Annotated in this window: 22 protein-coding genes; 14 read left to right on the forward strand and 8 right to left on the reverse strand. The window is 66.2% G+C overall.

The genetic code is table 11. The features are described from left to right. The first annotated feature begins 96 nt into the window (after positions 1 to 96). Positions 97 to 576 carry a MarR family winged helix-turn-helix transcriptional regulator gene (locus DW2_RS06475; protein ID WP_038144724.1) on the forward strand — a complete coding sequence of 160 codons (480 nt, stop codon included), beginning with the start codon at positions 97 to 99 and terminating at the stop codon, positions 574 to 576. On the opposite strand, the gene DW2_RS06480 is transcribed toward DW2_RS06475, so the two are convergent. Both DW2_RS06480 and DW2_RS06485 read right to left on the reverse strand, forming a co-directional pair. Further along, positions 573 to 1,361 (reverse strand): metallophosphoesterase family protein, encoded by a 789-nt coding sequence (locus tag DW2_RS06480; protein WP_038144726.1) that lies wholly within the window; start codon positions 1,359 to 1,361, stop codon positions 573 to 575. The genes DW2_RS06475 and DW2_RS06480 overlap by 4 nt on opposite strands. After that, complete coding sequence (locus DW2_RS06485) at positions 1,358 to 2,311, reverse strand: diacylglycerol/lipid kinase family protein (RefSeq protein ID WP_051855543.1); 954 nt, start codon at positions 2,309 to 2,311, stop codon at positions 1,358 to 1,360. The genes DW2_RS06480 and DW2_RS06485 overlap by 4 nt, the downstream gene beginning before the upstream one ends. A 264-nt stretch (positions 2,312 to 2,575) precedes the next feature. On the opposite strand from DW2_RS06485, the gene DW2_RS06490 reads away from it, so the two are divergent. The 3 genes from DW2_RS06490 (at position 2,576) to DW2_RS06500 (ending at position 5,671) form a co-directional block, all read left to right on the forward strand. Next, positions 2,576 to 3,583 carry an ABC transporter substrate-binding protein gene (locus tag DW2_RS06490; RefSeq protein WP_038144727.1) on the forward strand — a complete coding sequence of 336 codons (1,008 nt, stop codon included), beginning with the start codon at positions 2,576 to 2,578 and terminating at the stop codon, positions 3,581 to 3,583. A gap of 92 nt (positions 3,584 to 3,675) precedes the next feature. Next, complete coding sequence (locus DW2_RS06495) at positions 3,676 to 4,587, forward strand: ABC transporter permease (RefSeq protein WP_038144730.1); 912 nt, start codon at positions 3,676 to 3,678, stop codon at positions 4,585 to 4,587. After that, the gene (locus tag DW2_RS06500) at positions 4,580 to 5,671 is read left to right on the forward strand and encodes a quaternary amine ABC transporter ATP-binding protein (RefSeq protein ID WP_038144732.1); all 1,092 of its coding nucleotides are present in this window, start codon (positions 4,580 to 4,582) and stop codon (positions 5,669 to 5,671) included. Before DW2_RS06495 ends, DW2_RS06500 begins: the two co-directional genes overlap by 8 nt. Positions 5,672 to 5,752: 81 nt before the next feature. Here the strand turns inward: DW2_RS06500 and DW2_RS06505 are convergent, their stop codons facing one another. Continuing rightward, a complete protein-coding gene (locus DW2_RS06505) occupies positions 5,753 to 6,055 on the reverse strand; it encodes a hypothetical protein (RefSeq protein WP_051855546.1) in 303 nt (100 codons plus the stop codon). A 321-nt stretch (positions 6,056 to 6,376) separates the two neighbouring features. Here DW2_RS06505 and DW2_RS06510 point away from each other — a divergent pair, with 321 nt between their 5' ends. Together DW2_RS06510 and DW2_RS06515 are read left to right on the forward strand one after the other, a co-directional pair. Next, a complete protein-coding gene (locus DW2_RS06510) occupies positions 6,377 to 7,543 on the forward strand; it encodes an efflux RND transporter periplasmic adaptor subunit (RefSeq protein WP_038144734.1) in 1,167 nt (388 codons plus the stop codon). A gap of 9 nt (positions 7,544 to 7,552) precedes the next feature. Next, a complete protein-coding gene (locus DW2_RS06515) occupies positions 7,553 to 10,621 on the forward strand; it encodes an efflux RND transporter permease subunit (protein ID WP_038144736.1) in 3,069 nt (1,022 codons plus the stop codon). Between the two features lie 148 nt (positions 10,622 to 10,769). On the opposite strand, the gene DW2_RS06520 is transcribed toward DW2_RS06515, so the two are convergent. Then, positions 10,770 to 12,365, reverse strand: a complete 1,596-nt coding sequence (locus DW2_RS06520) for a GMC family oxidoreductase (RefSeq protein ID WP_038144738.1) — start codon at positions 12,363 to 12,365, stop codon at positions 10,770 to 10,772. 84 nt (positions 12,366 to 12,449) lie between these two features. On the opposite strand from DW2_RS06520, the gene DW2_RS06525 reads away from it, so the two are divergent. From DW2_RS06525 to DW2_RS06545, 5 genes are all read left to right on the forward strand, one after another. Continuing rightward, entirely contained in the window at positions 12,450 to 13,748 is a 1,299-nt protein-coding gene (locus DW2_RS06525; protein ID WP_051855549.1) for a 3-deoxy-D-manno-octulosonic acid transferase, read from the forward strand. 60 nt (positions 13,749 to 13,808) lie between these two features. Then, on the forward strand, positions 13,809 to 14,255 hold the full coding sequence (locus DW2_RS06530; protein ID WP_038144740.1) for a DUF1178 family protein: 447 nt from the start codon (positions 13,809 to 13,811) through the stop codon (positions 14,253 to 14,255). A gap of 105 nt (positions 14,256 to 14,360) precedes the next feature. Beyond that, the gene (locus DW2_RS06535) at positions 14,361 to 15,614 is read left to right on the forward strand and encodes an aspartate kinase (RefSeq protein ID WP_038144741.1); all 1,254 of its coding nucleotides are present in this window, start codon (positions 14,361 to 14,363) and stop codon (positions 15,612 to 15,614) included. Positions 15,615 to 15,654: 40 nt separating this feature from the next. After that, complete coding sequence (ptsP, locus tag DW2_RS06540; RefSeq protein ID WP_038144742.1) at positions 15,655 to 17,898, forward strand: phosphoenolpyruvate--protein phosphotransferase; 2,244 nt, start codon at positions 15,655 to 15,657, stop codon at positions 17,896 to 17,898. A 63-nt stretch (positions 17,899 to 17,961) separates the two neighbouring features. Continuing rightward, a complete protein-coding gene (locus DW2_RS06545) occupies positions 17,962 to 19,365 on the forward strand; it encodes an FAD-binding oxidoreductase (protein WP_038144743.1) in 1,404 nt (467 codons plus the stop codon). A 123-nt stretch (positions 19,366 to 19,488) separates the two neighbouring features. Here the strand turns inward: DW2_RS06545 and DW2_RS06550 are convergent, their stop codons facing one another. From DW2_RS06550 to DW2_RS06560, 3 genes are read right to left on the reverse strand one after another with little or no spacing between them, the layout of a single operon-like run. Continuing rightward, on the reverse strand, positions 19,489 to 19,920 hold the full coding sequence (locus DW2_RS06550; RefSeq protein WP_081874886.1) for an NUDIX hydrolase: 432 nt from the start codon (positions 19,918 to 19,920) through the stop codon (positions 19,489 to 19,491). Next, on the reverse strand, positions 19,917 to 20,447 hold the full coding sequence (locus tag DW2_RS06555; protein WP_038144745.1) for an adenine phosphoribosyltransferase: 531 nt from the start codon (positions 20,445 to 20,447) through the stop codon (positions 19,917 to 19,919). The genes DW2_RS06550 and DW2_RS06555 overlap by 4 nt, the downstream gene beginning before the upstream one ends. A 9-nt stretch (positions 20,448 to 20,456) precedes the next feature. Further along, positions 20,457 to 21,329, reverse strand: a complete 873-nt coding sequence (locus DW2_RS06560; RefSeq protein ID WP_202900098.1) for an S-methyl-5'-thioadenosine phosphorylase — start codon at positions 21,327 to 21,329, stop codon at positions 20,457 to 20,459. A 137-nt stretch (positions 21,330 to 21,466) separates the two neighbouring features. On the opposite strand from DW2_RS06560, the gene DW2_RS06565 reads away from it, so the two are divergent. Further along, positions 21,467 to 22,336, forward strand: a complete 870-nt coding sequence (locus DW2_RS06565; RefSeq protein WP_038144748.1) for a DMT family transporter — start codon at positions 21,467 to 21,469, stop codon at positions 22,334 to 22,336. On the opposite strand, the gene DW2_RS06570 is transcribed toward DW2_RS06565, so the two are convergent. Continuing rightward, entirely contained in the window at positions 22,333 to 22,929 is a 597-nt protein-coding gene (locus DW2_RS06570; protein WP_038144750.1) for a flavin reductase family protein, read from the reverse strand. The two genes, DW2_RS06565 and DW2_RS06570, sit on opposite strands and share 4 nt — an antisense overlap. A 67-nt stretch (positions 22,930 to 22,996) precedes the next feature. On the opposite strand from DW2_RS06570, the gene DW2_RS06575 reads away from it, so the two are divergent. Together DW2_RS06575 and DW2_RS06580 are read left to right on the forward strand one after the other, a co-directional pair. Next, positions 22,997 to 23,479 (forward strand): GNAT family N-acetyltransferase, encoded by a 483-nt coding sequence (locus DW2_RS06575; protein ID WP_038144752.1) that lies wholly within the window; start codon positions 22,997 to 22,999, stop codon positions 23,477 to 23,479. 51 nt (positions 23,480 to 23,530) lie between these two features. Further along, positions 23,531 to 24,283 carry an EcsC family protein gene (locus DW2_RS06580; protein ID WP_038144754.1) on the forward strand — a complete coding sequence of 251 codons (753 nt, stop codon included), beginning with the start codon at positions 23,531 to 23,533 and terminating at the stop codon, positions 24,281 to 24,283. The last annotated feature ends 14 nt before the right edge of the window (positions 24,284 to 24,297 follow it).

Raw genomic sequence — 24,297 nt, forward strand, 5'->3', positions numbered from 1 at the left:
GAAGAAACCCACAAACTTAGAAAGACCAAGGAATTGCAGGGGGCTGCGGTCTCTGCGATACTGGGCCGTCTTGACAAACGGGGAGCCTTGCGACTGATGGAGCGTGTCGATACCAGCCTGATCGCGCTGCGCCGCATTCTGCGCGCGACAGAGATGTTCGGACGCGACCTCGCCAAGGCTGCCGGCCTGACGCCGGCGCAGTTCCGCGTGCTTCAGGTGATTTCCGAAAAGGGCTGGTCCACGCCGAAGACCATCGCGACCCGCATGGGCGTGAGCCAGGCGACGATGACCGCCCTGATCGACAAGCTCGAACAGAAGGGCATGGTGTCGCGTCAGCGCTCCGAGCGCGACCGCCGTCAGACCGATATCGTGATTTCCGAGAAGGGCGCCGCCGCGATCGAACAGGCCCCCGATGCCTTGCAGCAGATCTTCGTGCGCCGCTTCGAGGCTCTCGAGGATTGGGAACAGGCCCAGCTGATCGCTTCGCTCGAACGGGTGGCGGCGATGCTCGACGCCCATGAGATCGACGCGGCCCCGGTGCTCGACTGGGGCGACATCTCGCGCAAACCGAACTAGGTGGTCTCCGACCAGTCGCCGCGCATGCGCACGAAGCGTTTGCGCTCGGTTTCGTCGAACCGGCCCGCCGGATGCGCCTCGTAGCGGGCAATGCTGAGCCACCCCCGCTCCCCCTCGATCAGGTTGAACATGTTGCGCTCGCCCCGCAGCCGTGACGACAGCCCCGTGCCCGCCTGAACGAAGAGCACCCCCGGCACCGCCGAGAAAGGCGCCGCCGAACCCAGATGCAGATGCCCCGAGAGAACCAGATCGGCTCCGCAGGCGCGCAGCCCCTCGAGCGCATCCCCCGCACCGTCCATCAGGCTTTTCCCCACATCCGGCCCGTGTTCGAGCGGATGGTGCATCACCGCGACCCGGAGCCTCTCGCCCGCCTCGCCGAATTCCTCGCAAAGACGCGCGATGGTGCGCCCGGGTATCCGGCCGCGCTGCCAGGCGAAGCGGTTGACCGTGTTGACCCCGACAGCCTTTAGCCGGTCATCCTCGAATACCGGCTCCAGATCGTCATTGATCGCCTCGCGGTAGCGTCCGAATGGCCGGAGCATCCGCAAGGCGAGATTGTCGAGTGGCGTATCGTGATTGCCGGGAATGGCGAGCACCGGCCGGTTGATGCGGGCCACGAATTCGCGCGCGCGCGCGAATTGCCCGCGCCGCGCCCGCTGGGTGAAATCCCCGGAGATCACCACGAGATCGGGCGAAAGCGAGTTGACCATGCGCAGGAGCGGCTCTTCGAGTTCGGGCAGGCTGCGACCGAAATGGAGGTCCGAAAGATGCGCGATCCGGATCATGCGGCCTCCTCCTTTCCCGCGGCGGGGGGCGCGACAATCCAGAGCGGCTCGGAAGTCATCGAGAAGGTGAACGGGCCCTCCAGGCGCCGTTTCTCGCCATCGAAGGCAAGCAGCGTGCGCCGTTGCGCGGTCGAGATCTCGACCTCCCGCGCCGCCAGGAGATCGTAGTCGCGGCCCCGCTGCGCCTGCTTGCGCACCAACCGCCAGGCGAGGCGGAACAGGTCGCGGCGGCTTTCGCCCTTCGCGATCAGCACCGCGAACCCGTCCTCGCTGATCACCTCCGTCCCGTCGAGCCCAAACGTGTCGAGCTGATAGGCAGAGCGCGCGACGAAGACGAGCGGCGTCCGGCGGGCCATGTCGAGGCCATCGGTGCGCAAGCGCAGATGCATCGGCCGCTGGAACCGGAAGAAGGTGCGCACCACCGACCAATGCGCCACGATGCGCCGCCGCCCCCAGCGCGCGTAGATATCCTCGCGCGCCTTGAGGATCGCCGGGTAGATCCCGAGCGAGGCATTGTTGAGAAACACCTGCCCGTTGACCATGCCGACGCGGATCGCATGGGCCTCGCCCTCGCGGATCTCGATCGCCGCCTGTTTCGGGTCTTCGGAGAGCTGAAGCCCGCGCGCAAAGAAGTTGAACGTGCCGAGCGGCAGCACCGCCATCGGCACTTCCTGCCCGACCAGCGCGCCGGCCACGGCCATCGCGGTACCGTCCCCGCCTGCGGCCACGACGAGCTCGGCGCCGTCGTCCAGCGCCTGCTTCACCGTGTCGGTGATGTCAGCGCCCGGCGACCAGCGATAGAGACGCGCCCCCTCGCCCAGCCCGTCGAGCGCGCGAGAGATCGCCTCCTCGTCATTGGCGTTGGTGCCGGAGGAGGGATTGGCGATGATCGCGACGGCATGATGGCGCAGCGCCGTCTTGGGAGGGTTCACGGGTTCTGGCGATGTCATGATGCACCGGAGTTTGAGGGGTTGCGTTCTCGTCGCCCCTTCAACGCAACAGCTCGGCGAAAGGTCCGGCGAAAAGGTTGCGCCTAAGCACTTATCAATTTACGACATGCGCATGTCGGATTTTGACAATTCCCAGCGATGCGCCATCATTGGCGAAAATTCGCTGACTCCCGCCCGGGCCGAAGCCGGGGAAGTCGCCGACCACACATGCGGAGGCAGCCCGCTTGGTTCGGCACGTAAATGTTGCCACGACAGGAGGACTGAATGAACAAACTCAAGCTTGCCAGCCTGGCTCTGGCGCTCCCGCTCACCGTATTGGCGGCCCCCGCCTTTGCGGCGGACGGCGAATGCGGCTCGGTGACCGAAGCCGAGATGAACTGGGCCTCGGCCGGCGTCGCCGCCTGGGTCGACAAGATCATCCTCGAGAACGGCTACGGCTGCGACGTGACGCTGGTCACGGGCGACACGATGCCGACCTTCACCTCGATGAACGAGAAGGGCGAACCCGACATCGCCCCCGAACTCTGGGTGAACGCGGTCAAGATCGCGCTCGACAAGGCCGTGGAAGAGGACCGGATGGTCATCGCGGCGGATCTTCTCAAGGATGGCGGCGTCGAAGGCTGGTGGATCCCCGAATATGTCGCCAAGGCGCATCCCGAGATCAAGACGGTCGACGACGCGCTCAAGCACCCCGAACTGTTCCCCGATCCCGAAGATCCGTCGATGGGCGGCGTCTACAACTGCCCGTCGGGATGGAACTGCCAGATCTCGACCGCGAACCGCTTCAAGGCGCACAAGGCCGCCGAGAAGGGCTTCAATCTGGTCGATACCGGTTCGGCCGCGGGTCTCGACGGCTCGATCGCGAACGCCTATGAGCGCAAGGAGGGCTGGCTGGGCTACTATTGGGCCCCGACCGCGATCCTCGGCAAGTATCCGATGGTCAAGCTGGAAGCCGGCGTGCCCAACGACAAGGAAGCCTGGGACAAGTGCAACTCGCAGCCCGACTGCGCCGATCCCAAGCCGAACGCCTATCCGATTTCGGATGTCTACACGATCGTGACCAAGGAGTTCTCCGAGAAGAACGCCGTGGCGATGGACTACCTCAAGACCCGCAACTGGTCGAACAAGGTCGTTGGCGAGTTCCTCGCCTGGCAGTCCGACAATCAGGGCACCAACGAGGACACCGCCTATTACTTCCTCGAGCATTATCCGGATGTCTGGAAGAAATGGGTCTCTCCGGAAGTGGCGAAGAAGGTCGAGGACGCGCTCTGAGCCCGTGTGACCAATGATATGACGCGCGCAGGGCCCTCCTTGCGCGCGTTTCTCGTTAACCGGCGCCTAGAACAGACCGGAGGAAAGAACAGATGGCTTCATCATGCTGGGGATTGCCGGAATTCATGTGCGAGTTCCCGTCCCTGTCCAACACGACCCTGCGCCACATGCGCATGGGGATCGACGACGGTTTCCGCGGCCTCGTGCGCGCATATTCCGACCAGATCGACGCGGCCACCCGGCCGCTGCAATGGTTTCTCAACACGCTCGAGAACGCCTTCACCAACACGCCGTGGTTCATCGTTCTCGCGCTGATCCTCGTGGTCGTGTGGCTCGGCTCGCGCAACATCAAGATCGTGTTCGGTTCGCTCATCGGATTGTTCCTGATCGGCGTCTTCGGCCTTTGGGAAGACACCATGACGACGCTCGCGATGGTAACGGTGGCGACGATGATCGCGATCGTGCTCGGGCTTCCGATCGGCATCCTCATGGCACGCTCCGACAGGTTCCAGTCGTTCCTGACACCGACGCTCGACGTGATGCAGACGATGCCCTCCTTCGTCTATCTGATCCCGGTCGTCGTGATCTTCGGGATCGGCAAGGTGCCCGGCGTCATCGCCGTGGTCATCTACGCGATTCCCCCGATGATCCGCCTGACCAATCTCGGCATCCGGCTCGTGGACAAGGAAGTGATCGAAGCCGCCGACGCCTTCGGCGCCAGCAGCCGGCAGAAGCTCTGGGGGGTGCAACTCCCGCTCTCGCTGCCGACGATCATGGCAGGGGTGAACCAGACGATCATGATGGCGCTGGCGATGGTCGTCGTGGCCTCGATGGTGGGCGTGGGCGGCCTCGGCAAGAACGTGCTGCAGGCCATCAACAACCAGTTCTTCACGATCGGCTTCCTGAACGGCTTCGCCCTCGTGGCGATCGCCATCATCTTCGACCGCACGAGCCAGGCCTTCGGCAAGCGGCTGCAGAAACATTCGGAGGCAGGCCATGACTGATTTGTCCACCAACACCCCCGAAACGCGCTCGGGCATCGAGATCCGCAATCTCTACAAGATCTTCGGCGCCCGTCCCGAACGCTATGTCGAGGCCGTCCGCAAAGGCATGACCAAGGAAGAGCTCAACGACAGGCACAATCACGTGCTGGGCCTCCAGGACATCAACCTCGAGCTGCCGCCGGGCAAGATCTCGGTCATCATGGGTCTCTCGGGCTCGGGCAAATCGACCCTGATCCGCCATATCAACGGTCTGATCATGCCGACCGCGGGAGAGATCCTCTACAACGGCCGCGACGTCGTGAAGATGAACGAGGACGAGCTGCGCGAATTCCGCCGCCACGAAACCGCGATGGTGTTTCAGAAATTCGCGCTTCTGCCACACCGGACGGTGCTCGAGAACACCTGTTACGGGCTCGACATCCAGGGCATTGCGCGCAGCGAATCCGAAAAGGTGGCGCGCAAGTGGATCGACCGGGTCGGTCTCGCGGGCTACGAGGACAACTATCCCAACCAGCTTTCGGGCGGGATGCAGCAGCGGGTCGGCCTTGCCCGCGCGCTCGCCAATGATGCGGACATCCTGCTGATGGACGAAGCCTTCTCGGCTCTCGACCCGCTGATCCGGATGGACATGCAGAAGGTCCTGCTCGATCTGCAGGCGGAACTGAAGAAGACCATCGTCTTCATCACCCACGATCTCGACGAGGCGCTGCGTCTTGGCGACAAGATCGCGATCCTGCGCGACGGCAAGCTCGAACAGGTCGGCACGGGCCAGGAAATCGTGCTGCGCCCGGCCAATGACTACATCGCCGAGTTCGTGCGCGAGGTGAACCGCGGCCGGGTGATCCGCGCCGACACGGTCGCCCTGCCGCTCCCCCCCGAGAGCGAGCGCCCGGCGATGACCGTGAAGGGGCATACCGTGCTCGAGAAAGTCGCGCGGCGGATGTCGGAACGCGACGAGCGCCGGGCCACCGTGCTCGACGCCAAGGGCCAGCCGATCGGCATTGTCGATATGCCCACCATCCTCACCGCGATGGTCACGCCCGCCACGGCCGAGGATGCCGACGAGGAAGAGAACGCGGCCTGAGCCGCGACATCGCGGGGCCCGTGCGCTCAACCGGCGCGGGCCCCTCCTCCTGCCCGCGCCACGGCGCGAAGGGCAAGCCCCTTACCCCCAGGATGATCCGCGCGCCGACAGGCGCTTGAGGTTCGCGTTCGTGTGGCGGCCGATCTTCGCCATCGAGGCCGACAGCGCGCCATGCGCGCCCTTGCCGTTGATCAATGCCCGCGTTGCAGCCTCCGTCGCCTCGAAGGCGGCCACGGGTTTTTCGCTCAGCATCTGAAACGGCTCGAGGGGCGGCAGGTCCCAGAACCCGGCCAGACCAGCAAGGCGGATCGCGATGACCGTCTGCGCCTCGACGCCGATCCGCGCCGCCTCCATTCCGATACGCACGAAAGCGAGGGGATCCATGATCTGCCCTTTCCTGAAGCGACGAAGCACGGCGGGATCGCCCCGGCTCGGCTGGCGTCTGTGTGTCGGAATATGTAGCGAGGTGCCCGGCGGTCGAGCAGAGCGCGCACATATCTCCGGCACTGAGCGCACAACCCCTGCGCTTTGTTCCGCAGCAAAGGGGCAATACGCTTGAAGTGACGCTTGCGTGAGCCACCTTCTGCCGAAACCCGGTGAACATTGACATCGACATATATTTTGAACCATCTGGTTCAGGAAAAGCCTGCTCGACCGGTTCGCGACACCGATCCGCGAGCCCTGAGGGACAAGACGGGATCTCCAATGATAAAACGCCTCCTCATCGCCATCGTCGCGCTCGTCCTCGTCGTGGGCGGGATCGTCGGCTACAACCTGTTCCGCTCGAAGATGATCGCGCAGTTCTTCGCGAACATGAAACAGCCCGCCGTCGCGGTTTCGGTGAGCGAGGTGAAACCCATCACATGGACACCCGGCCTCGAGGCGATCGGCACCGCATCAGCCGCGCGCGGGACGGATCTCGCGGTGGAGATGGGCGGCACCGTTCAGGAGATCCATTTCAAGGCCAATGACCGGGTCGAGAAAGGACAGCTGCTGCTCCAGATCGACGACCGGTCCGAGCGGGCGGACCTGGCCTCGGCCAAGGCGGCGCTCGATCTGGCGGAAACCAACCTCAAGCGCGCGCGCCAGCTGGCGCAACGCGGCGTTTCGGCGACCTCCAATCTCGATCAGGCCGAGGCCTCCGCACAGGAAGCCCGCGCTTCCGTGGCCAAGCTTCAGGCGGTGCTCGAGAAGAAGCGGCTCACCGCGCCCTTCTCCGGCGTGATCGGCATCCCGCAGGTCGAGCTCGGCCAGTTCGCGGCCACCGGCACCCCCTTCGCCACGCTTCAGGACCGCGACAACATGCGCGTGGATTTCACGCTTTCCGAGCAGCAGGCGCGGCAGGCCAAGGCGGGCCAGAAGGTCGAGGTGACCACCGAAGACGGCACGCTCGACCTGACGGGCGAAGTGACCGGGATCGAGCCCAAGATCGACCCGAATTCGCGCCTCGTCACACTGCGCGCCGAGGTCGGCAACGACCAGGGGCAGCTCACCCCCGGCCAGTTCGTCCATGTCCGCGTGATCCTGCCCGCGGAAGATGGCGTCATCGCCTTGCCCCAGACCGTCGTCAGCTCGAACCTCTATGGGGACTCGGTCTTCGTCGTGCGCAAGGAACAGCCCGAAGGCAGCGACACGCCGAAACTGATCGCCAAGCAGGTCTTCGTCACGCTCGGCCGGCGCTCGGGACCGCTCGTCGAGATCACCAAGGGCCTCAAGGCGGGCGACATGGTCGTGAACGCGGGCCAGAACAAGCTCAATTCCGGCGCGGCGGTCACCATCGACAACACGATCTCGCCCGATCCGAACGCACCGAGCACCGAGGCCGCGCTCAAGGCCCTCGGGATGCCCGAGACCGCCAAGAAATCGCAGTAAGGCCGGACCATGAACATCTCAGAGATCTTCATCCGCCGCCCCGTCCTGTCGATGGTGCTGGGCGCCTTCATGCTTCTGCTGGGGGCACAGGCCTATTTCAACCTGCCCGTTCGGGAATACCCGAAGGTCGAGGAAACGGTGATCACCATCACCACCGCCTATCCCGGCGCCTCGCCCGAGCTGATCCAGGGCTTCATCACCTCTCCGGTCGCGGCCGCCGTCGCGACCACCGAGAATGTCGATTACGTCACCACGCAGTCGCGCCCCTCGGCCTCGATGATCTCGGTCCATATGAAGCTCGGCTCGAATTCCGACGCTGCGATGACCGAGGTTCTCTCGAAGGTGCAGCAGGTGAAGGGGCAATTGCCCTCCGCCGCGAAGGACCCGGTGATCGTGAAGGGCACGGGGCGGCAGTTCGCGCTGATGTATCTTGCGGCCCTCAACCCCAACATGACGCCCGAGCAGCTCACCGAATATCTGCGCCGGGTGATCCGGCCGCGCATGTCGACGATCCCCGGCGTCGCGCAGACCCAGATCATCGGCGCCTCGGATTACGCGATGCGGATCTGGCTCGACCCGGACAAACTCGCGGCGCGTCAGGTCACGGCCTCCGAGGTTCTCAACGCGATCCGCGCCTCGAACTTCCTCTCCGCGCCGGGCAAGACCAAGAACGAATATGTGGCGCAGTCGATCACGCTGCAATCGACGCTGCAGACGCCCGAAGCCTTCGGCAAGCTGCCGATCCGCTCGAAGGGTGACGAGGTCGTGCGGCTGCGCGACGTCGCCAGGATCGAACTCTCGAAGGCCGCCGACAACGAGATCGTCACCTTCGACGGCAAGCAGGGCACCTTCCTCGGCGTCTTCCCGACCCCCGCGGCCAACCCGCTCGACACCGCCGCCGCGGTGCGCAAGGAACTGCCAAAGATCAATGCGAGCCTGCCCGAGGGCATGTCGATCAAGCTCGTCTACGACTCGACCGAGACGATCTCGGCCTCGATCCACGAGGTGTTCAAGACGATCGGCGAGGCTGTGGCGATCGTGACCGTCGTGATCCTTCTGTTCCTCGGCTCGCTCCGCTCGGTCGCGATGCCGATCGTGACGATCCCGCTCTCGCTGATCGGGGTGCTCGCGGTGCTGCTCGCGCTCGGCTACTCGATCAACCTGCTCACGCTGCTGGCGATGGTGCTCGCGATCGGCCTCGTCGTCGATGACGCGATCGTCGTGGTGGAGAATATCCACCGCCATATCGAGGAGGGCATGAGGCCGCTCCCCGCCGCGGTGCAGGGGATGAAGGAGATCACCGGCCCGGTCATCGCGATGACGATCACCCTTGCCGCCGTGCTGGCGCCGCTCGGCTTCATCGGCGGGCTGACGGGCCAGCTCTTCCGCGAATTCGCCTTCGCGCTCGCCGGTTCGGTGATGCTGTCGGGCATCATCGCGCTCACCATCACGCCGATGATGGCGGGGCGGCTGCTCAAGCATGGCGAGACCAAGGGCTTCCAGGCCTTCGTCGACCGCAATTTCGACCGGCTCTCGGGCTGGTACGGACGCCGCGTGGACGGATCGCTCGACTATCGCCCGGTGACGCTCCTGATCGTCGCCGCGCTTGCGGGCGTGACCGGTTTCATGCTGATGAACACCACCAGCGAGCTCGCTCCCGAAGAGGATAACGGCGCACTCTTCGCGATCCTCAACGGGCCGCGCTACGCCACCAGCGACTACACGCAGAAATATATCGACCAGATCGGCAAGGACACCGCCGGAATCCCCGAGGTGCGGACCGATTTCTCGATCGCGGGCTTCGGCGGGGACAGCTCGCAAGGCATCTATATCTGGGCGCTCAAGGATTGGTCGGAACGCAGCCGCAGCCAGAAGCAGATCCAGCAGGAGGTCCAGGGCGATCTCGGCAAATCGACGGGCCTCAAGGGGTTCGCCTTCGCGCCGCCCTCGCTGCCTGGTACCGGCGGCGGGCTGCCGATCTCGGTGGTGATCCAGTCGATCCACTCGTCCAAGCGTGTGGCCGAGGTCGCCGAGGAGATCCGGAAGAAGGCCCAGGCCTCGGGCAAGTTCATCATCGTTCAGAACTCGCTCAGCTTCGACAGCCCGCAGATCGACGTGACCATCGACCGCGACCGCGCCGCCGCGCTCAACGTGCCGGTCTCCGATATCGGCGCGACGCTCGGGCTGCTGGTGGGCGAAGCCTCGGTCGCGCAGTTCGACCGCGATTCCAACAGCTATGACATCATCCCGCAGGTGCCGCAGAAATTCCGCGCCAACCCCGAAGAGCTCGGCCGATACTATGTTCGATCCGCCTCGGGGGCGATGGTCCCGCTCTCCGCGCTGGTGAAGATCGAGACCGGCGTGAACGCCGCCGCGATCGAACAGTTCGACCAGCTCAACGCGGCCACGATCACCGCGCTGCCGCTGCCCGGCCAGTCGAGCGGCGCGGGCCTCAAGACGATTGTCGACATCGCGCAGCAGGTGATGCCCGAGGGCTTCTACGTGAACTATTCCGGCCAGTCGCGGATCGAACAGAGCCAGGGCAACACGATCGCTATCGCCTTCGCGGCGGCCGTGCTGGTGATCTACCTCGTGCTCGCGGCCCAGTTCGAGAGCTTCCGCGACCCCTTCATCATCATGATGACAGTGCCGCTGACGATCTTCGGTGCGGTGGTGCCGCTCAATCTCGGGCTCGGGACGCTCAATATCTATTCGGAGGTCGGGCTGATCACCCTTGTGGGCCTGATCACCAAGCACGGCATCCTGATGGTGGAATTCGCCAATCAGCAGCGCGAGAGATCGGGCCTCACCCGGCGGCAGGCGATCGTGAAAGCCGCGCGGATCCGTCTGCGCCCGATCCTGATGACCACCGCCGCGATGGTGCTGGCCGTGGTGCCGCTGATCCTCGCGCAAGGCGCGGGTGCTGCGGCGCGTCAGGCGATGGGGCTCGTGATCTTCTCGGGGCTCCTGATCGGGACGATGTTCACGCTCTTCGTGGTGCCGATGTTCTACAGCTTCATCGCACCCTCCGATGACGCCTACAGGGCCGCGATGAAGCGGCGCGCCGAGGCCGGCTGAGGCTCTTGCGGCAAGGCTGGGGGCTTCGCGCCCCCAGACCCCCGCGGGATATTTTCATCAAGAGGAAGTCCGAATTCGCTTCCTCTTGACCCAAATATCCCGGGGGTGAATGGCGAAGCCAGAGGGGGCAGCGCCCCCTTCCCCGCGCTCAGCCCTTCGCGTCCTCGAGGATCATCTGCGCCGCCTTCTCCGCGATCATCATCGTCGGCGCATTGGTATTGCCCGAGGTGATCGTCGGCATCACCGAAGCATCCGCGATGCGCAGCCCTTTCAGCGCCTTGAGACGCAGCCGCGGATCGACCACCGCGCCGTCATCCGCCCCCATCCGGCAGGTGCCGACGGGATGGAAGATCGTGGTGCCGATATCGCCGGCCGCCTTCACCAGATCGTCTTCGCTCTGATAGTCCGGGCCGGGTTTGTATTCCTCGGGGCGGAATTTCGCGAAGGCGGGCTGAGAGGCGACGCGCCGGACCTGCCGGATCGCCTCGGCCGCGACGCGCCTGTCGCCTTCGGTCGAGAGGTAATTCGGCGCGATCTCGGGATGGGCGCGCCAGTCGGGTGCAGTGATATGGACATGGCCGCGGCTCTCGGGGCGCAGGTTGCACACGCTCGCCGTCATGCCCGGGAAAGGGTGGACCGGGTCGCCGAACTTGTCGAGGCTCACCGGCTGGACATGGTATTCCAGATCCGGGGTCTCGCGCTCGGGGAAGGAGCGCGTGAAGAGCCCGACCTGGCTTGGCGCCATCGACATCGGCCCGGACCGGAAAAGCGCGTATTCCATCCCGATCATCGCCTTGCCCCAGAGCGTCGAGGCCATCGTGTTGAGGCTTTTGACGCCCTGCACCTTGTAGACGAGGCGCAACTGAAGATGGTCCTGCAGGTTCTCGCCCACGCCATCGACCTCGGCCAGTGGCGTGATCCCGTGGCGCGAGAGCACGTCGCCGCGCCCGATGCCCGACAGCTCGAGGATCTGGACCGAGCCGATCGAGCCCGCCGAGAGCACGACTTCCCCCGCCCGCACCTCGCGGCTCTCGCCGTTCTGGTTGAAGCGGATGCCGGTGACGCGCCCCTCCTCGATCACCAGGCGCTCGACCTGCGCCCCGGTCTCGACCTTCAGGTTGGGCCGGTTCATCACCGGCTTGAGGAAGGCCTTCACCGCGTTCCAGCGCCAACCCGCCTTCTGCGTGACGTGGAAATAGCCGCCACCCTCGTTGGTGCCTTTGTTGAAATCGTCGGTGCGCGGGAAGCCCGCCTGTTCGGCGGCATCGAGAAAGGCGTCGAGCACGTCCCACCGCACCCGGGCCTGTTCCACCCGCAACTCGCCCCCCCCGCCGTGCAGGTCGCTCTCGCCGCGATAGAAATCCTCCTGGCGCCTGAACAGCGGGAGCACGTCGTCCCAGCCCCAGCCCGTGCAGCCCGACTGCGCCCACATGTCATAGTCGCGCGCCTGGCCGCGCATGTAGATCATGCCGTTGATCGAGGAACAGCCGCCGAGGATCCGCCCGCGCGGATAGAGCAGCGAGCGCCCGTTGAGCCCCGCATCGGCGGCGGTCTTGTAGCCCCAGTCGGTGCGGGGATTGCCGATGCAATAGAGATAGCCCACCGGGATATGCACCCAGTGGTAATTGTCGCGCCCGCCCGCCTCGAGCAGCAGCACCCGGTTTCTCGGGTCCGCCGAGAGCCGGTTGGCCAGCACACAGCCCGCGCTGCCCGCACCCACGACGACATAATCGAATTGATCCATGACTCCTCCCGCAACCGCCTCCGGGCAGGAGTTTCGCAAGCGCGGGGACGCGGAACAAGGGCTGGGGCGGGGCGTAGCTGCAAAATGGCTGTGCGCAAACGCGAGGAAAGCCTTGCCTGCCCCCGGCCCGATCCGTTCTATGGCGCAAAACCCCGGAGCCGCCCCGTGTTCGCCTATCGTCTTCTTGTCAGCCTCGCCAGCCTGCCCGTTCTGATCCGGCTTGGCTGGCATGTGCTGCGCGGCCGCGAAAGCGCGCGGGCCGTGACGGAACGGCTGGGGGGTGGCGACGCGGTTCCCGGTGCGCTCTGGCTGCACGCCGCGTCGAACGGCGAGGTGACCTCGGCCAAGCCCCTCATCGACGCATTGCTTGCGCGCGATCCGGAGCTGCGGCTGCTGGCGACGGTGAACACGCAGACCGCACGCGCGCTGGCCCGGAGCTGGGGCGATGCGCGGATCGCGGTGCGGATGGCCCCGCTCGATCATCGCCTCGTGTTGCGGCGGTTCCTGGCGCGTCACGATCCTCGTGCGCTGGTCGTGATCGAGAACGAGCTCTGGCCGAACCGTATGGAATTGATGACACGCGCCGGGCGCCCGATCCTCGTCCTTGGCGCCCGGATCTCGGAGCGCTCGGCGGCAAGGTGGGGGCGAACCGGGCTCGGACGCAAGATGATCGGGCAGATCACCGCGCTCGGCGCGCAGGATGCGGGATCGCAGGCGCGATTTCTCGGGCTCGGCCTGCCGCACGAGAGGCTTCTGCCGCTCACCAATCTCAAGACCGCCATCGTGCCGCCGACGGGCGCGCCGCTCGACTGGCCGCGCAGCGACACGATCCTCGCAGCCTCCACCCATGAGGGCGAGGAAGGGCCGATCCTCGACGCCTTCGCGACGGCCCGCGCGCATCGCCCCGGCCTGCGTCTGATCCTTGCGCCGCGCCATCCGCGCCGCGCCCCCGAGATCGTCGCCCGGATCGGCAAGGCCGGGCTGCGCCACACCTCCCGCTCGGCGGAGGAGGCGGCGGATGCGGAAGTCTATCTCGCCGACACGATGGGCGAGATGGGCCGCTGGTATGCGAGCGCGGGGATCTGTTTCGTGGGCGGCTCTCTGGTGGAGAAAGGCGGCCACACCCCGTTCGAACCCGCGCATTTCGACTGCGCCATCCTGCACGGCCCCCATGTCGCGAATTTCCGCGACGCCTATGCGGCACTCGACGCGCAGCACGGCGCAAAGCTCTGCCGCGACAGCGCCGACTTGGCCGGGACTTTCGCCACGCTGGGCGCCCGGGAGCAGGCCGCGATGGCCGAAGCCGCGCGGGTGGCACTCGGCCCGCCGGCCGATATCGAGGGGCTGGCCACGGCCGTTCTGGACAGGCTCCGGGCCCGTTAAAGCACTTGCATCACGCCCGAAAACCCCTATTTGCAAGGGTATTCGGGAGAGTTCGCGATCATGATCCGCTACACGCTGAAATGCGATCAGGGCCATAGTTTCGAAAGCTGGTTTTCCTCGGCCGACGGGTTCGAGGCGCTGCGTTCTGCCGGCCAGCTCGACTGCGCCACCTGCGGCTCGCGCAAGGTCGAGAAAACGCTGATGGCGCCCTCGGTCGCACCCGGCCGCAAGAAGGCCGATGCCCCTGCCGCAAGCGAACCCGAGCGCCCGCTCGCCGCGCCGCGAAACGAGGCGGAAGCCGCCCTTGCCGCGATGCGCCGCCATATCGAGGAGAACTCGGATTACGTCGGCATGAATTTCGCCACCGAAGCCCGTGCGATCCACGAAGGCGAGAAGCCTGCCCGGGCAATCCATGGCGAAGCGAAGCTCGACGAGGCGCGCGCGATGATCGAGGACGGCATCGCCGTCACTCCCCTGCCCTTCCTGCCCAAGCGCAAGACCAACTGAACCCGGCGCGCGATCCCGCCAAGCGCCGCGTCTCAAACGCTAAATCCCTTGCGCAGCCCCATGCCTTGGGCTAGCAGGGGCGCGATCTTGCCCAAGGGGGGTTCCATGCCAATTCTGGTGATGAAATTCGGCGGCACCTCGGTCGCCGATCTCGACCGGATCGCCAATGCCGCCGAGAAGGTGAAGCGTGAAGTCGAGCGCGGCTACGACGTCATCGTTATCGTTTCGGCCATGGCAGGGCGCACCAACGAGCTGGTGAACTGGGTCGAGAAGACCTCCCCGTTCTACGACGCGCGCGAATATGATGCCGTCGTTTCCTCGGGCGAGAACGTGACCGCCGGGCTGATGTCGCTGCGGCTTCAGGAAATGGGGATCTCGGCGCGCAGCTGGCAGGGCTGGCAGGTGCCGATCAACACCACCTCGGCGCATGGCGCGGCGCGCTTCATGTCGATCCCGCGCGAGAATCTCGACGCCAAATTCGCCGAAGGGTTCAAGGTCGCGGTCATCGCGGGCTTCCAGGGGCTCAGCCACGAAGGCCGGATCACCACGCTCGGCCGCGGCGGTTCGGACACGACCGCAGTCGCTTTCGCCGCCGCCTTCAAAGCGGAGCGTTGCGACATCTATACCGACGTGGACGGCATCTACACGACCGACCCGCGGATCTCGTCGAAGGCGCGCAAGCTCGACCGGATCGCCTTCGAGGAGATGCTGGAACTGGCCTCGCTGGGCGCGAAGGTGCTGCAGACGCGCTCGGTCGAGCTGGCGATGCGCTACAAGGTGCCGCTGCGCGTGCTAAGCTCCTTCGAGGAAACCAACGAAAATTCGGGCACTCTGGTCTGCGACGAGGATCAAATCATGGAATCGAAAGTAGTCTCCGGCGTCGCCTATTCCCGCGACGAAGCGAAAATGACCCTCGTGACGGTCGAGGACCGTCCCGGTATCGCCAGCGCGATCTTCGGCCCGCTCGCCGATGCGGGCGTCAACGTGGACATGATCGTCCAGAACATCTCCGAACGTCAGGCCGAGCACTCGGTCAAGGTCACCGACATGACCTTCTCCTGCCCGATCAATCAGGTCGCCCGCGCCCGCAAGGCGATGGAAGACGCGCGCGATGCCGGTCTGATCCAGTTCGACGAGCTGGTGGCCGACGAGGACGTGGCGAAGATCTCGGTCGTGGGCATCGGAATGCGCAGCCATGCCGGCGTTGCCGCGCAGATGTTCAAGGCACTTGCCGCGGAAAACATCAATATAAAGGTTATCGCCACGTCAGAAATCAAGATTTCGGTCCTGATCGACCGCAAATATCTGGAACTGGCGGTTCAGGCCCTGCATGATGCCTTCGAACTCGACAAGGCCTGACTGACCCGGCGGCCTTCAGCAACGGGGGCGAGCAGCACCGATGGTGGAATACAGCGAAAGTGACAGTCGCACGCTTCTTCGGCGGCTCCGCGACACGCTGGCCACCGAGGGCGACGGCCAGGACCGGTTGAACCACATCACGCGGCTGATCGCCGATTCGATGGGCACGCAGGTGTGCTCGATCTACCTGTTCCGCGATCCCGAAACGCTCGAGCTTTGCGCCACCGAGGGCCTGAATCCCGAGGCCGTGCACCACACGCGGATGCGGCTGGGCGAGGGTCTCGTGGGCCGGGTCGCGCGTTCCGGGCGCCCGATCAACTCCGCCGACGCGCCCTCCGAACCCGGCTTCCGTTACATGCCCGAGACCGGGGAAGAGATCTATTCGAGCTTTGTCGGGGTTCCGATCCAGCGCGTGGGCGAGAAGCTCGGCGTGCTCGTCGTGCAGTCGAAGGACCAGCGGTCCTTCACTGATGACGAGCTCTATGCGCTCGAGATCGTCGCGATGGTGCTGGCCGAGATGACCGAGCTGGGCGCCTTCGTCGATGGCGACAATTCCGAGATCGGCGCGACCCATCGTTTCCCGGTGATGTTCCGCGGCACCACGGGGCAGGAAGGGGCGGCCGAGGGCCGCGTCTGGCTGCACGAGCCGCGGGTGGTTGTCACCAACCCGGTCGGAGAGGACCCCGACGCCGAGGTCGAGCGCCTCGAGGCGGCGATCACGGAGTTGCGCGGCAAGATCGACGAGATGCTCGCGAGCCCGACCCTGATCGACAAGGATCAGCGGCAGGTACTCGAGACGTTCAAGATGCTCGCGGCCTCGAAGGGCTGGAAGCGGCGGATGCTTGAGGATATCGCGGCGGGCCTCTCGGCCGAGGCCGCCGTCGAGAAAGAGCAGAACGCCGCGCGCGCGCGCATGTCGAAGGCCCCCGATCCCTATCTGCGCGAACGGCTCAACGATCTCGACGACCTGTCGAACCGGCTGCTGCGCCAGCTCACCGGCCAGGGCTCGGATACCGGCGCGGAGATGCCCGACAATCCGGTTCTGGTCGCCCGCAATATCGGCCCGGCGGAACTTCTGGACTATGACCGCAAGCTCAAGGGCGTCGTGCTCGAGGAGGGCTCGGTGGGCAGCCATGCCGCGATCGTGGCGCGGGCGCTCTCGATCCCGCTGGTGATCCATGCCAGCCGGATCACCGCCGAGGCGCTCAACGGCGATCCGGTCCTTGTCGACGGCGATCAGGGCGTCGTCCACCTGCGCCCCGAGGAAAGCGTCGCCCATGCCTTCCGTGACAAGATCGCGATGCAGGCCGAGGCACAGAAACGCTATGCCTCGCTGCGCGACCTGCCCGCCACGGACAAGTCGGGGATCACGATCTCTCTGATGATGAATGCGGGGCTGATGGCGGATCTGCCGTCGCTGAAGGGCTCGGGCGCGGACGGGGTCGGCCTGTTCCGAACCGAGCTGCAATTCCTCACCCGCACCAAGGTCCCGCGCCGCGACGAACTCGCGCAGATCTACAAGCGCGTGATCGACGCGGCCGATGGGAAACGCGTGTATTTCCGCACGCTCGATATCGGCTCCGACAAGGTCGTGCCCTACATGAAACCGCAAGACGAGCCGAACCCCGCGATGGGCTGGCGCGCGCTGCGCGTGGGTCTCGACAAGCCCGGGATCCTGCGGATGCAGCTACAGGCGCTGTTGCGCGCCGGGAACGGCCGGCCGATGTCGATCATGTTCCCCTTCATCGCCCTGCCCGAGGAATTCTACTCGGCCCGCGACACGCTGTTGCGGGTGCGCGACCGCGAGGCGCAGCTCGGCCGCCCGGTCCCGGAGGATTTGAAGATCGGCGCGATGCTCGAAACTCCGAGCCTCGGCTTCGCCCCCGACGCCTTCTACCGCAAGTGCGATTTCATCTCGATCGGCGGCAATGACCTCAAGCAGTTCTTCTTCGCCGCCGACCGCGAGAACGAACGCGTGCGGCGGCGTTACGACACGCTCGACGGCGCCTTCCTCAACTTCCTCGAGCGCATCATCGCGCGCTGCTCTGTCTCGGACACGCCGCTGAGCTTCTGCGGCGAGGATGCGGGCCGTCCGATCGAGGCGCTGACCTTCGCCGCGCTCGGCATTCGCACGCTCTCGATGCGGCCCGCCTCGATCGGCCCGGTCAAGCATCTGATCCGTCGCGCCGACCTGACCGAGCTGCGCCAGATCATCCAGCGCGCACGCAACGAGGGCGCGGCTTCGGTGCGCGGCGCGGTGACCAACTACCTCGCCCATCTGTGACACCGCGCTCGGGCGGCGGCGCTCGGCCCCTGCGGCTCACGCGGAGAAAACCGGAGAACGACCATGCTGAAACCGGTCGATGACCGCCTTGTCGAGACGCTGCGCACGGAGCTGCCCGGCTTGAGCATCGGCACGCCCGGCGCCGCCTATCTCGAGGAGCCCCGCGGGCGCTACAAGGGGGCGGGCGGCGTTCTCGTGAAACCCACATCCACGTCGGAGGTCGCCACGATCCTGCGCCTGTGCAATGCGGCGGGGGTCGGCGTGCTGCCCTATGGCGGCGGCACCGGCCTCGTCGGCGGGCAGATCATCGAGGATGGGCCCGCCGCGGTGATCGTGAGCCTCGAGAAGATGACGGCGCTGCGCGCGGTGACGGGCCATGTGCTCGAGATCGAGGCGGGCGCGACCTTGCAGGCGGCGCAGGAAGCCGCCGAAAGCGCCGGGCGGCTTTTCCCGCTCTCGATCGCGAGCCAGGGCTCGGCGCGGATCGGCGGGGTGCTGGCAACCAATGCGGGCGGGGTGAACGTGCTCCGCTACGGCAATGCGCGCGAGCTTTGCCTCGGGATCGAAGCGGTGCTGGCGGATGGCACGGTGATCTCGGGGCTGCGGCATCTGCGCAAGGACAACACGGGTTACGATCTCAAGGACCTGCTGATCGGGTCCGAAGGAACGCTCGGGATCATCACCGCGGCGACGCTGAGGCTCTTCCCGCGCCCGGCGGCGGTGGGCACGGCGATGATGGTGGTGGAAAGCCCGGCCGCGGCGCTCGAATTGCTGGAACTGGCCGAGGCGCGGATGCCGGGCTGCGTCTCCGCCTTCGAACTGATCTCAGGCCAGGGGCTGCGTTTTCTCGACGCGGCCGGGCCGGAGGTGCATCAGCCTTTCGCCGCGCGGCCCGACTGGTCGGTTCTGATCGAGATCGGCCTGCCCGAGGGGCTGGGGCCTGAAGACGCCCTGACAGGGCTTTTCGAGGCAGCGGGGGATCTGGTGAGCGACGGTGTGATCGCAAGCTCCGAGAGCCAGCGCGCGCAGATGTGGACCCTGCGCGAAAGCCTGCCCGAGGCGAACAAGCGGATCGGCTCGATTTCCAGCCATGATATTTCGCTACCGCTGCCGAAGCTGGCGCAGTTCATCGAGGAGGCGCAGGCGGCGCTGGCGGAACTGGGCGATCTCCGGATCAACTGTTTCGGCCATGTCGGCGACGGCAACCTGCATTTCAACGCCTTCCCTGCCGAGGGCCGCGATCGCAAGGAATATGAAAGCCTGCGCCGCGCGATCCCCGAGACGGTCTATGACCTGGTGGATCGCTTCGGCGGCTCGATCTCGGCCGAGCATGGGATCGGACGGCTCAAGGTCGAGGATCTCGAACGCTACGGCGATCCGGGCAAGCTGGCGGCGATGCGGGCGATCAAATCGGCGCTCGACCCGAAAGGTATCCTCAATCCCGGCGCGGTTCTGGCCGAACGCTGAGGAGGAAGCGGGACGCGCCCCACCAGGAGAGAAGGCGGGGCGCGGCATTCCGGTTCACGTGAATATGCAAGCAGCGGAACCATCAGGCCCGATCAGGGTAGCGAGATTCGCGTTAGCAATGGGTTAACGCAGATGGAAATGACGAAGCTCGGCCGCCTGCCGCGCGACCCGCGCCACGTCGCGGCTCAGGCTGAGGTCCGCCTCCATACGGTCGAGATCGACCCAACGGGCATCCAGCGCATCGTCGGCGGCACTCGGCTCTCCCGCCAACCAACGGCATTCGACCGCGATCAGAACGAAGTGATGCTCCAGCTTTCCATCGGCGTCATGAGCGAGGACATCGACCGCGTTGAAGACATGCGTGGCCTCTGCCCGCACACCCGTCTCTTCGCGCAGTTCGCGCTCGGCCGCCGAGAGGAACGTCTCGCCGAACTCGATCTTGCCGCCGGGAAACCCCCAGAGCCCGGCATCGGGCGGGTTCGCGCGCCGCACCAGAAGGGCCTGTCCGTCGCGGATCACCACGGCGAGGACGGCGACGATCGGGCGCGGGCTCACAGCCCCTCGAATTCACACAGCACGCTGACCTGCATGCCGAGGCTTTCCAGCAGCTTGCGCCCGCCCAGCTCGGGCAGATCGACGATGAAGGAGCAGCCCACGATCTCGCCCCCTGCCCGTTCGATCAGCTGCACGCCCGCCTGCGAGGTGCCCCCCGTGGCCAGAAGGTCATCGACGATGAGCACCTTCTCCCCGGGCTGGATCGCATCCTCGTGCATCTCCATCACCGCCTCGCCATATTCGAGCTTGTAGGCCTGGCTGATCGTCTGCCCCGGCAGCTTGCCCTTCTTGCGGATCGGCACGAACCCTTTCGAAAGCTGATGCGCGATCGCGCCGCCGAGGATGAAGCCACGCGCCTCGAGCCCGACGATCTTGTCGATCCGTTCGCCCGCCCAGGGATGGAGCATCTGGTCGACCGCCATGCGAAAGCCGCGCGCATCGGCGAAGAGCGTCGTCACGTCGCGAAAGAGGATCCCCTCATGCGGAAAATCGGCGATCGTGCGGATGTAGTCCTTGACGGTTTTCATAGTGGGTCCTCAGAGGTCGAGCACGCGGCCCGCGATGGTCTTGAGCTTCTCTTTCATCTGCGCGTCGCGCCCGTCGGGCGCGGTCATGATCGCGCTGTCGAGGGCATGGGTGCAGCCCGACGCACAGGCCTCCGCCTCGCCCTTGAGAAGGGCGGGCAGCGCCGTCACCAGATCGCGGGCCTTCGAGGCGTTCTTCTGCGCCACCGCCACGACCTGCGCGACATCGACCGCGTCATGCTCGGGATGCCAGCAATCGTAATCGGTGATCATCGCGACGCAGGCATAGCAAAGCTCGGCCTCGCGGGCGAGCTTGGCTTCGGGCATCCCGGTCATGCCGATCACATCCGCGCCCCAGTGGCGGTAGAGCTCGCTTTCCGCCTTGGTCGAGAATTGCGGCCCCTCCATCGCGACATAGGTGCCGCCCTCATGGACCGTCACGCCGGTGCCGCGCGCCGCCTGCGTGCAAGCCGCCGAGAGCCGCGAGCAGACCGGATGCGCGACCGAGACATGGCCGACGAGCCCGGGGCCGAAGAAGGTCTTCTCGCGCGCGAAGGTGCGGTCGATATACTGGTCGACGATCAGGAAATCGCCGGGCGCATAGGCCTCCTTGAGCGATCCCACCGCCGAGACGGCCACGAGGTCGGTCACGCCGAGCTGCTTCATCGCGGCGATATTGGCGCGGTAAGGCACCGTCGTCGGCGTGTGGACATGGCCGCGGCCGTGGCGCGGCAGAAAGGCCATTCTCACCCCGTCCAGCGTGCCGGTCAGCACCGCATCCGACGGCGCCCCGAACGGCGTGTCGACCGTGACCCATTCCGCGCCTTCCAGCCCGTCGATCTGATAGACGCCCGAGCCGCCGATCACGCCGATCACCCTCTCCATGATCCAATTCCCTCGCTTCGCGTAACTTTATCGCGGTGACCCTAAGCGGGCGGACCGCGAGAGAAAAGAGGGATTGCGGCAAGCACGGCTGCAGTCTATCGCCAGACGGGGCGCATTTCCGGCGCGAGGGAGGGGATATGGAAAATCTGCGTGGCTCGGCATTGATGGTTCTGGCGATGGCAGCGTTCTCCCTGGAGGACATGTTCGTCAAATCCGCCTCCCGACTGATCCCGGTGGGAGAGGTACTGATGATCTTCGGCCTCGGCGGCATGCTGGTCTTCGGCGCCCTCATCAGCTCGCGCGGCCAACGGCTCCTGCACCCGGCGCTCGCCTCGAAACCGATGCTGATCAAGCTCGTCCTCGAGGTGGTCGGCCGGCTGGGCTACACGCTCGGCATCGCGCTCACCCCGCTCTCCAACGCCTCCGCGATCTTGCAGGCCACCCCGCTCGTCGTCGTCGCGGGCGCGGCGGTCTTCTTCGCCGAACGGGTCGGCATGCGCCGCTGGATCGCCGTGGGCATCGGCTTTCTGGGGGTGCTGATCGTGCTGCGGCCGGGGCTCGAGGGCTTCGTGCCTGCCGCGCTCTGGACGGTTCTCGGGATGCTGGGCTTTGCAGGGCGCGATCTCGCGACCCGGGCCTGTCCGCCGGTCCTGTCGAATTTCCAGCTCAGCTTCTACGGTTTCATGATGCTGGTGCCGACCGGCGCGATGATCCTCGCGGTCACAGGCGGCACCGCCCTGCCCGCCCCGCTGGCGCTGCGCGATGTCGCCGGCGCGGTCGTGTTCGGCAGCCTCGCCTATTGGTCGCTCACCAAGGCGATGCGGATGGGCGAGGTCTCGGTCATCACGCCGTTCCGCTACACCCGTCTGATCTTTGCGCTGGTCATCGGCGCCACCGTCTTCGGCGAGCGTCCCGATACCGCGATGATCGCGGGCGCGATGCTGATCGTGGCAAGCGGCCTCTACACCCTGCTCGAGGGACGGCGGCGGCGCGTGCGGGTGGCTTAACCGCCCGGCCGCACCATCTCGAAGAGATCGCTCACCGCGGCATAGTCGCGATAGCCCAGACGCGCGAGCCGGTCCGGCGGCAGGTAGTGCCCGTCCTTGAGGCAGGCATCGTCGATATGCACGCCCGTGACCTCGCCATGGACGAGGAAATTCCCCTTCCCCATCAGCTCGATCACCTGCACCAGCCGGCATTCGAGCGCGGCGGGCGCCCCCACCACCCGCGGGCAGTCGATGGTCTCGCATTGCGCCTTCTCGATCCCGCATTCGACGAACTCGTCGGTCCCTGCGGGAAAATTCGCGCAGCTCGCATTCATCAGATCCTTGAGCGCATAGGTCACGAGGTTCACGCAGAACACGCCCGACTCGCGGATCTGCGCGACGCTGTCCTTGGTCCCGTCCCGGTCGGGTTTCGTCCCGGTCGAGGAGAAGACCACCTGCGGCGGCGTATAGGCCACCGCGTTGAAGAAGGAATAGGGCGAGAGGTTGTCGCCCAGCTCCCCCCGCGTCGAGACCCAGGCGATGGGACGCGGCGCGACGATGGCGTTGAACGGGTTATGCGGCAGGCCGTGGCCATCTTCGGGTCGATAGAACATGCTCTCTCCTGTTTGATCCTGAACCTAGCGCATGCTACCGCCTCGAACAGGGAAAAAGGGCCGCGCGATGTATCAGCTCGAGGAAGAAACGGACGAGGACTGGTGGGAGGTCGAGGCGCTCTACGACCTCTGCTTCGCGCCGGGCCGGACCGCGCTCTCCTCCTACCGGCTGCGGGACGGCGTGGACCCGGTCCGTCCGCTCTGCCTCACCTTGCGCCAGGACGGCATCCTCGCCGCGGTGATCCGCTACTGGCCGGTCCAGGTCGCGGGCCAGCGCGTGCTTCTTCTCGGCCCGATCGCGGTGCACCCGACCCGGCAGGGCGAGGGACTGGGCGGCCTGTTGATGCATGAAAGCCTCGCAGAGGCGTATCGGCTGGGATGGGAGCGGGTGCTGCTGGTGGGCGACGCGCCCTATTACGCGCGCTTCGGGTTCGAAAAACTCGAAGGCGTCGAAATGCCGCCGCCCACCAATCCCGACCGGGTGCTGGGGCTCGAACTCGTGCCCGGCGCCTGGGAAGGCGTGCGCGGCCCGGTCGAAAAGGCCGGGTGATTGCCGAGCGCCCCTGCGCGCCCCATATCTGTCTCCAGCATGGAGGCTCAAATGACCGAAATCCTTCCCCCCGTGACGGACCCGGCCCTGTTGGGCGAACTCGACGTGCTCGCACGGCGTCACCGCGCCGCGGGCGGCGTCGTGATGCAGGTGATCGGCTATGTCGGCACCTCCGCCGAAAGCCTGCTCGAGAAATTGCCCGCGCCGGTGCGTGCGGGCCTCGAAGGCGCGACCGAGCGCGCGCTCGAAGGGGCGATGGTCGCGGCGGGACGCTCGCGCGGGATCGTGGCCGACCGGCCCGACTGGATGAACCGCACCCTGACCGCGGCGATGGGCGCGGCGGGCGGCGCGGGAGGGTTGGCGAGTTCGCTCGCCGAACTGCCCTTCACGGTGACGATGCTGCTGCGCGCGATCCAAGGGATCGCGGCCGAGCACGGGTTCGATCCCGCCTCCGAAGAGGTCCGCGTGGAATGCCTGCGCGTCTTCGCCTCCGCCGGTCCGCTCGAGGGCGATGACGGGATGGATCTGAGCTTTCTCGCCGCGCGCGCCACGATCACCGGCCCCAGCATGCGCTCGCTCGTGGCCAAGGTCGCGCCGCGCCTTTCGGCAGTGCTCGGCCAGAAGCTCGCAGCCCAGGCCGCGCCGGTTCTGGGCGCGGTGGCGGGGGCGGCGGTGAACTACGCCTTCACGAGCTATTACCAGGAAATCGCGCGGGTCCATTTCGGGCTCAAGCGTCTCGCCCGCGACAGCGGTACCGACGAGGGGGTGCTGCGCGAGGAACTGGTGGCAAGGATCACGACCTGACCGCCCCGTCTGCG

The organism is Thioclava atlantica (assembly GCF_000737065.1).
Classification (GTDB): Bacteria; Pseudomonadota; Alphaproteobacteria; order Rhodobacterales; family Rhodobacteraceae; genus Thioclava; species Thioclava atlantica.

Bases quoted from the DNA above. Each gene is read 5' to 3' on its own strand.
- DW2_RS06530 (WP_038144740.1), top strand. From the start codon at position 13,809: ATGATCCGCTACACGCTGAAATGCGATCAGGGCCATAGTTTCGAAAGC.
- DW2_RS06520 (WP_038144738.1), bottom strand. From the start codon at position 12,365: ATGGATCAATTCGATTATGTCGTCGTGGGTGCGGGCAGCGCGGGCTGT.
- DW2_RS06490 (WP_038144727.1), top strand. From the start codon at position 2,576: ATGAACAAACTCAAGCTTGCCAGCCTGGCTCTGGCGCTCCCGCTCACC.
- DW2_RS06515 (WP_038144736.1), top strand. From the start codon at position 7,553: ATGAACATCTCAGAGATCTTCATCCGCCGCCCCGTCCTGTCGATGGTG.
- DW2_RS06505 (WP_051855546.1), bottom strand. From the start codon at position 6,055: ATGGATCCCCTCGCTTTCGTGCGTATCGGAATGGAGGCGGCGCGGATC.
- DW2_RS06560 (WP_202900098.1), bottom strand. From the start codon at position 21,329: ATGGAGAGGGTGATCGGCGTGATCGGCGGCTCGGGCGTCTATCAGATC.
- DW2_RS06495 (WP_038144730.1), top strand. From the start codon at position 3,676: ATGGCTTCATCATGCTGGGGATTGCCGGAATTCATGTGCGAGTTCCCG.
- DW2_RS06510 (WP_038144734.1), top strand. From the start codon at position 6,377: ATGATAAAACGCCTCCTCATCGCCATCGTCGCGCTCGTCCTCGTCGTG.
- DW2_RS06535 (WP_038144741.1), top strand. From the start codon at position 14,361: ATGCCAATTCTGGTGATGAAATTCGGCGGCACCTCGGTCGCCGATCTC.
- DW2_RS06545 (WP_038144743.1), top strand. From the start codon at position 17,962: ATGCTGAAACCGGTCGATGACCGCCTTGTCGAGACGCTGCGCACGGAG.
- DW2_RS06480 (WP_038144726.1), bottom strand. From the start codon at position 1,361: ATGATCCGGATCGCGCATCTTTCGGACCTCCATTTCGGTCGCAGCCTG.
- DW2_RS06575 (WP_038144752.1), top strand. From the start codon at position 22,997: ATGTATCAGCTCGAGGAAGAAACGGACGAGGACTGGTGGGAGGTCGAG.
- DW2_RS06475 (WP_038144724.1), top strand. From the start codon at position 97: ATGGAGCGTGTCGATACCAGCCTGATCGCGCTGCGCCGCATTCTGCGC.
- DW2_RS06500 (WP_038144732.1), top strand. From the start codon at position 4,580: ATGACTGATTTGTCCACCAACACCCCCGAAACGCGCTCGGGCATCGAG.
- DW2_RS06485 (WP_051855543.1), bottom strand. From the start codon at position 2,311: ATGACATCGCCAGAACCCGTGAACCCTCCCAAGACGGCGCTGCGCCAT.
- DW2_RS06570 (WP_038144750.1), bottom strand. From the start codon at position 22,929: ATGTTCTATCGACCCGAAGATGGCCACGGCCTGCCGCATAACCCGTTC.
- DW2_RS06565 (WP_038144748.1), top strand. From the start codon at position 21,467: ATGGAAAATCTGCGTGGCTCGGCATTGATGGTTCTGGCGATGGCAGCG.
- DW2_RS06580 (WP_038144754.1), top strand. From the start codon at position 23,531: ATGACCGAAATCCTTCCCCCCGTGACGGACCCGGCCCTGTTGGGCGAA.
- DW2_RS06555 (WP_038144745.1), bottom strand. From the start codon at position 20,447: ATGAAAACCGTCAAGGACTACATCCGCACGATCGCCGATTTTCCGCAT.
- ptsP (WP_038144742.1), top strand. From the start codon at position 15,655: ATGGTGGAATACAGCGAAAGTGACAGTCGCACGCTTCTTCGGCGGCTC.
- DW2_RS06525 (WP_051855549.1), top strand. From the start codon at position 12,450: ATGGCTGTGCGCAAACGCGAGGAAAGCCTTGCCTGCCCCCGGCCCGAT.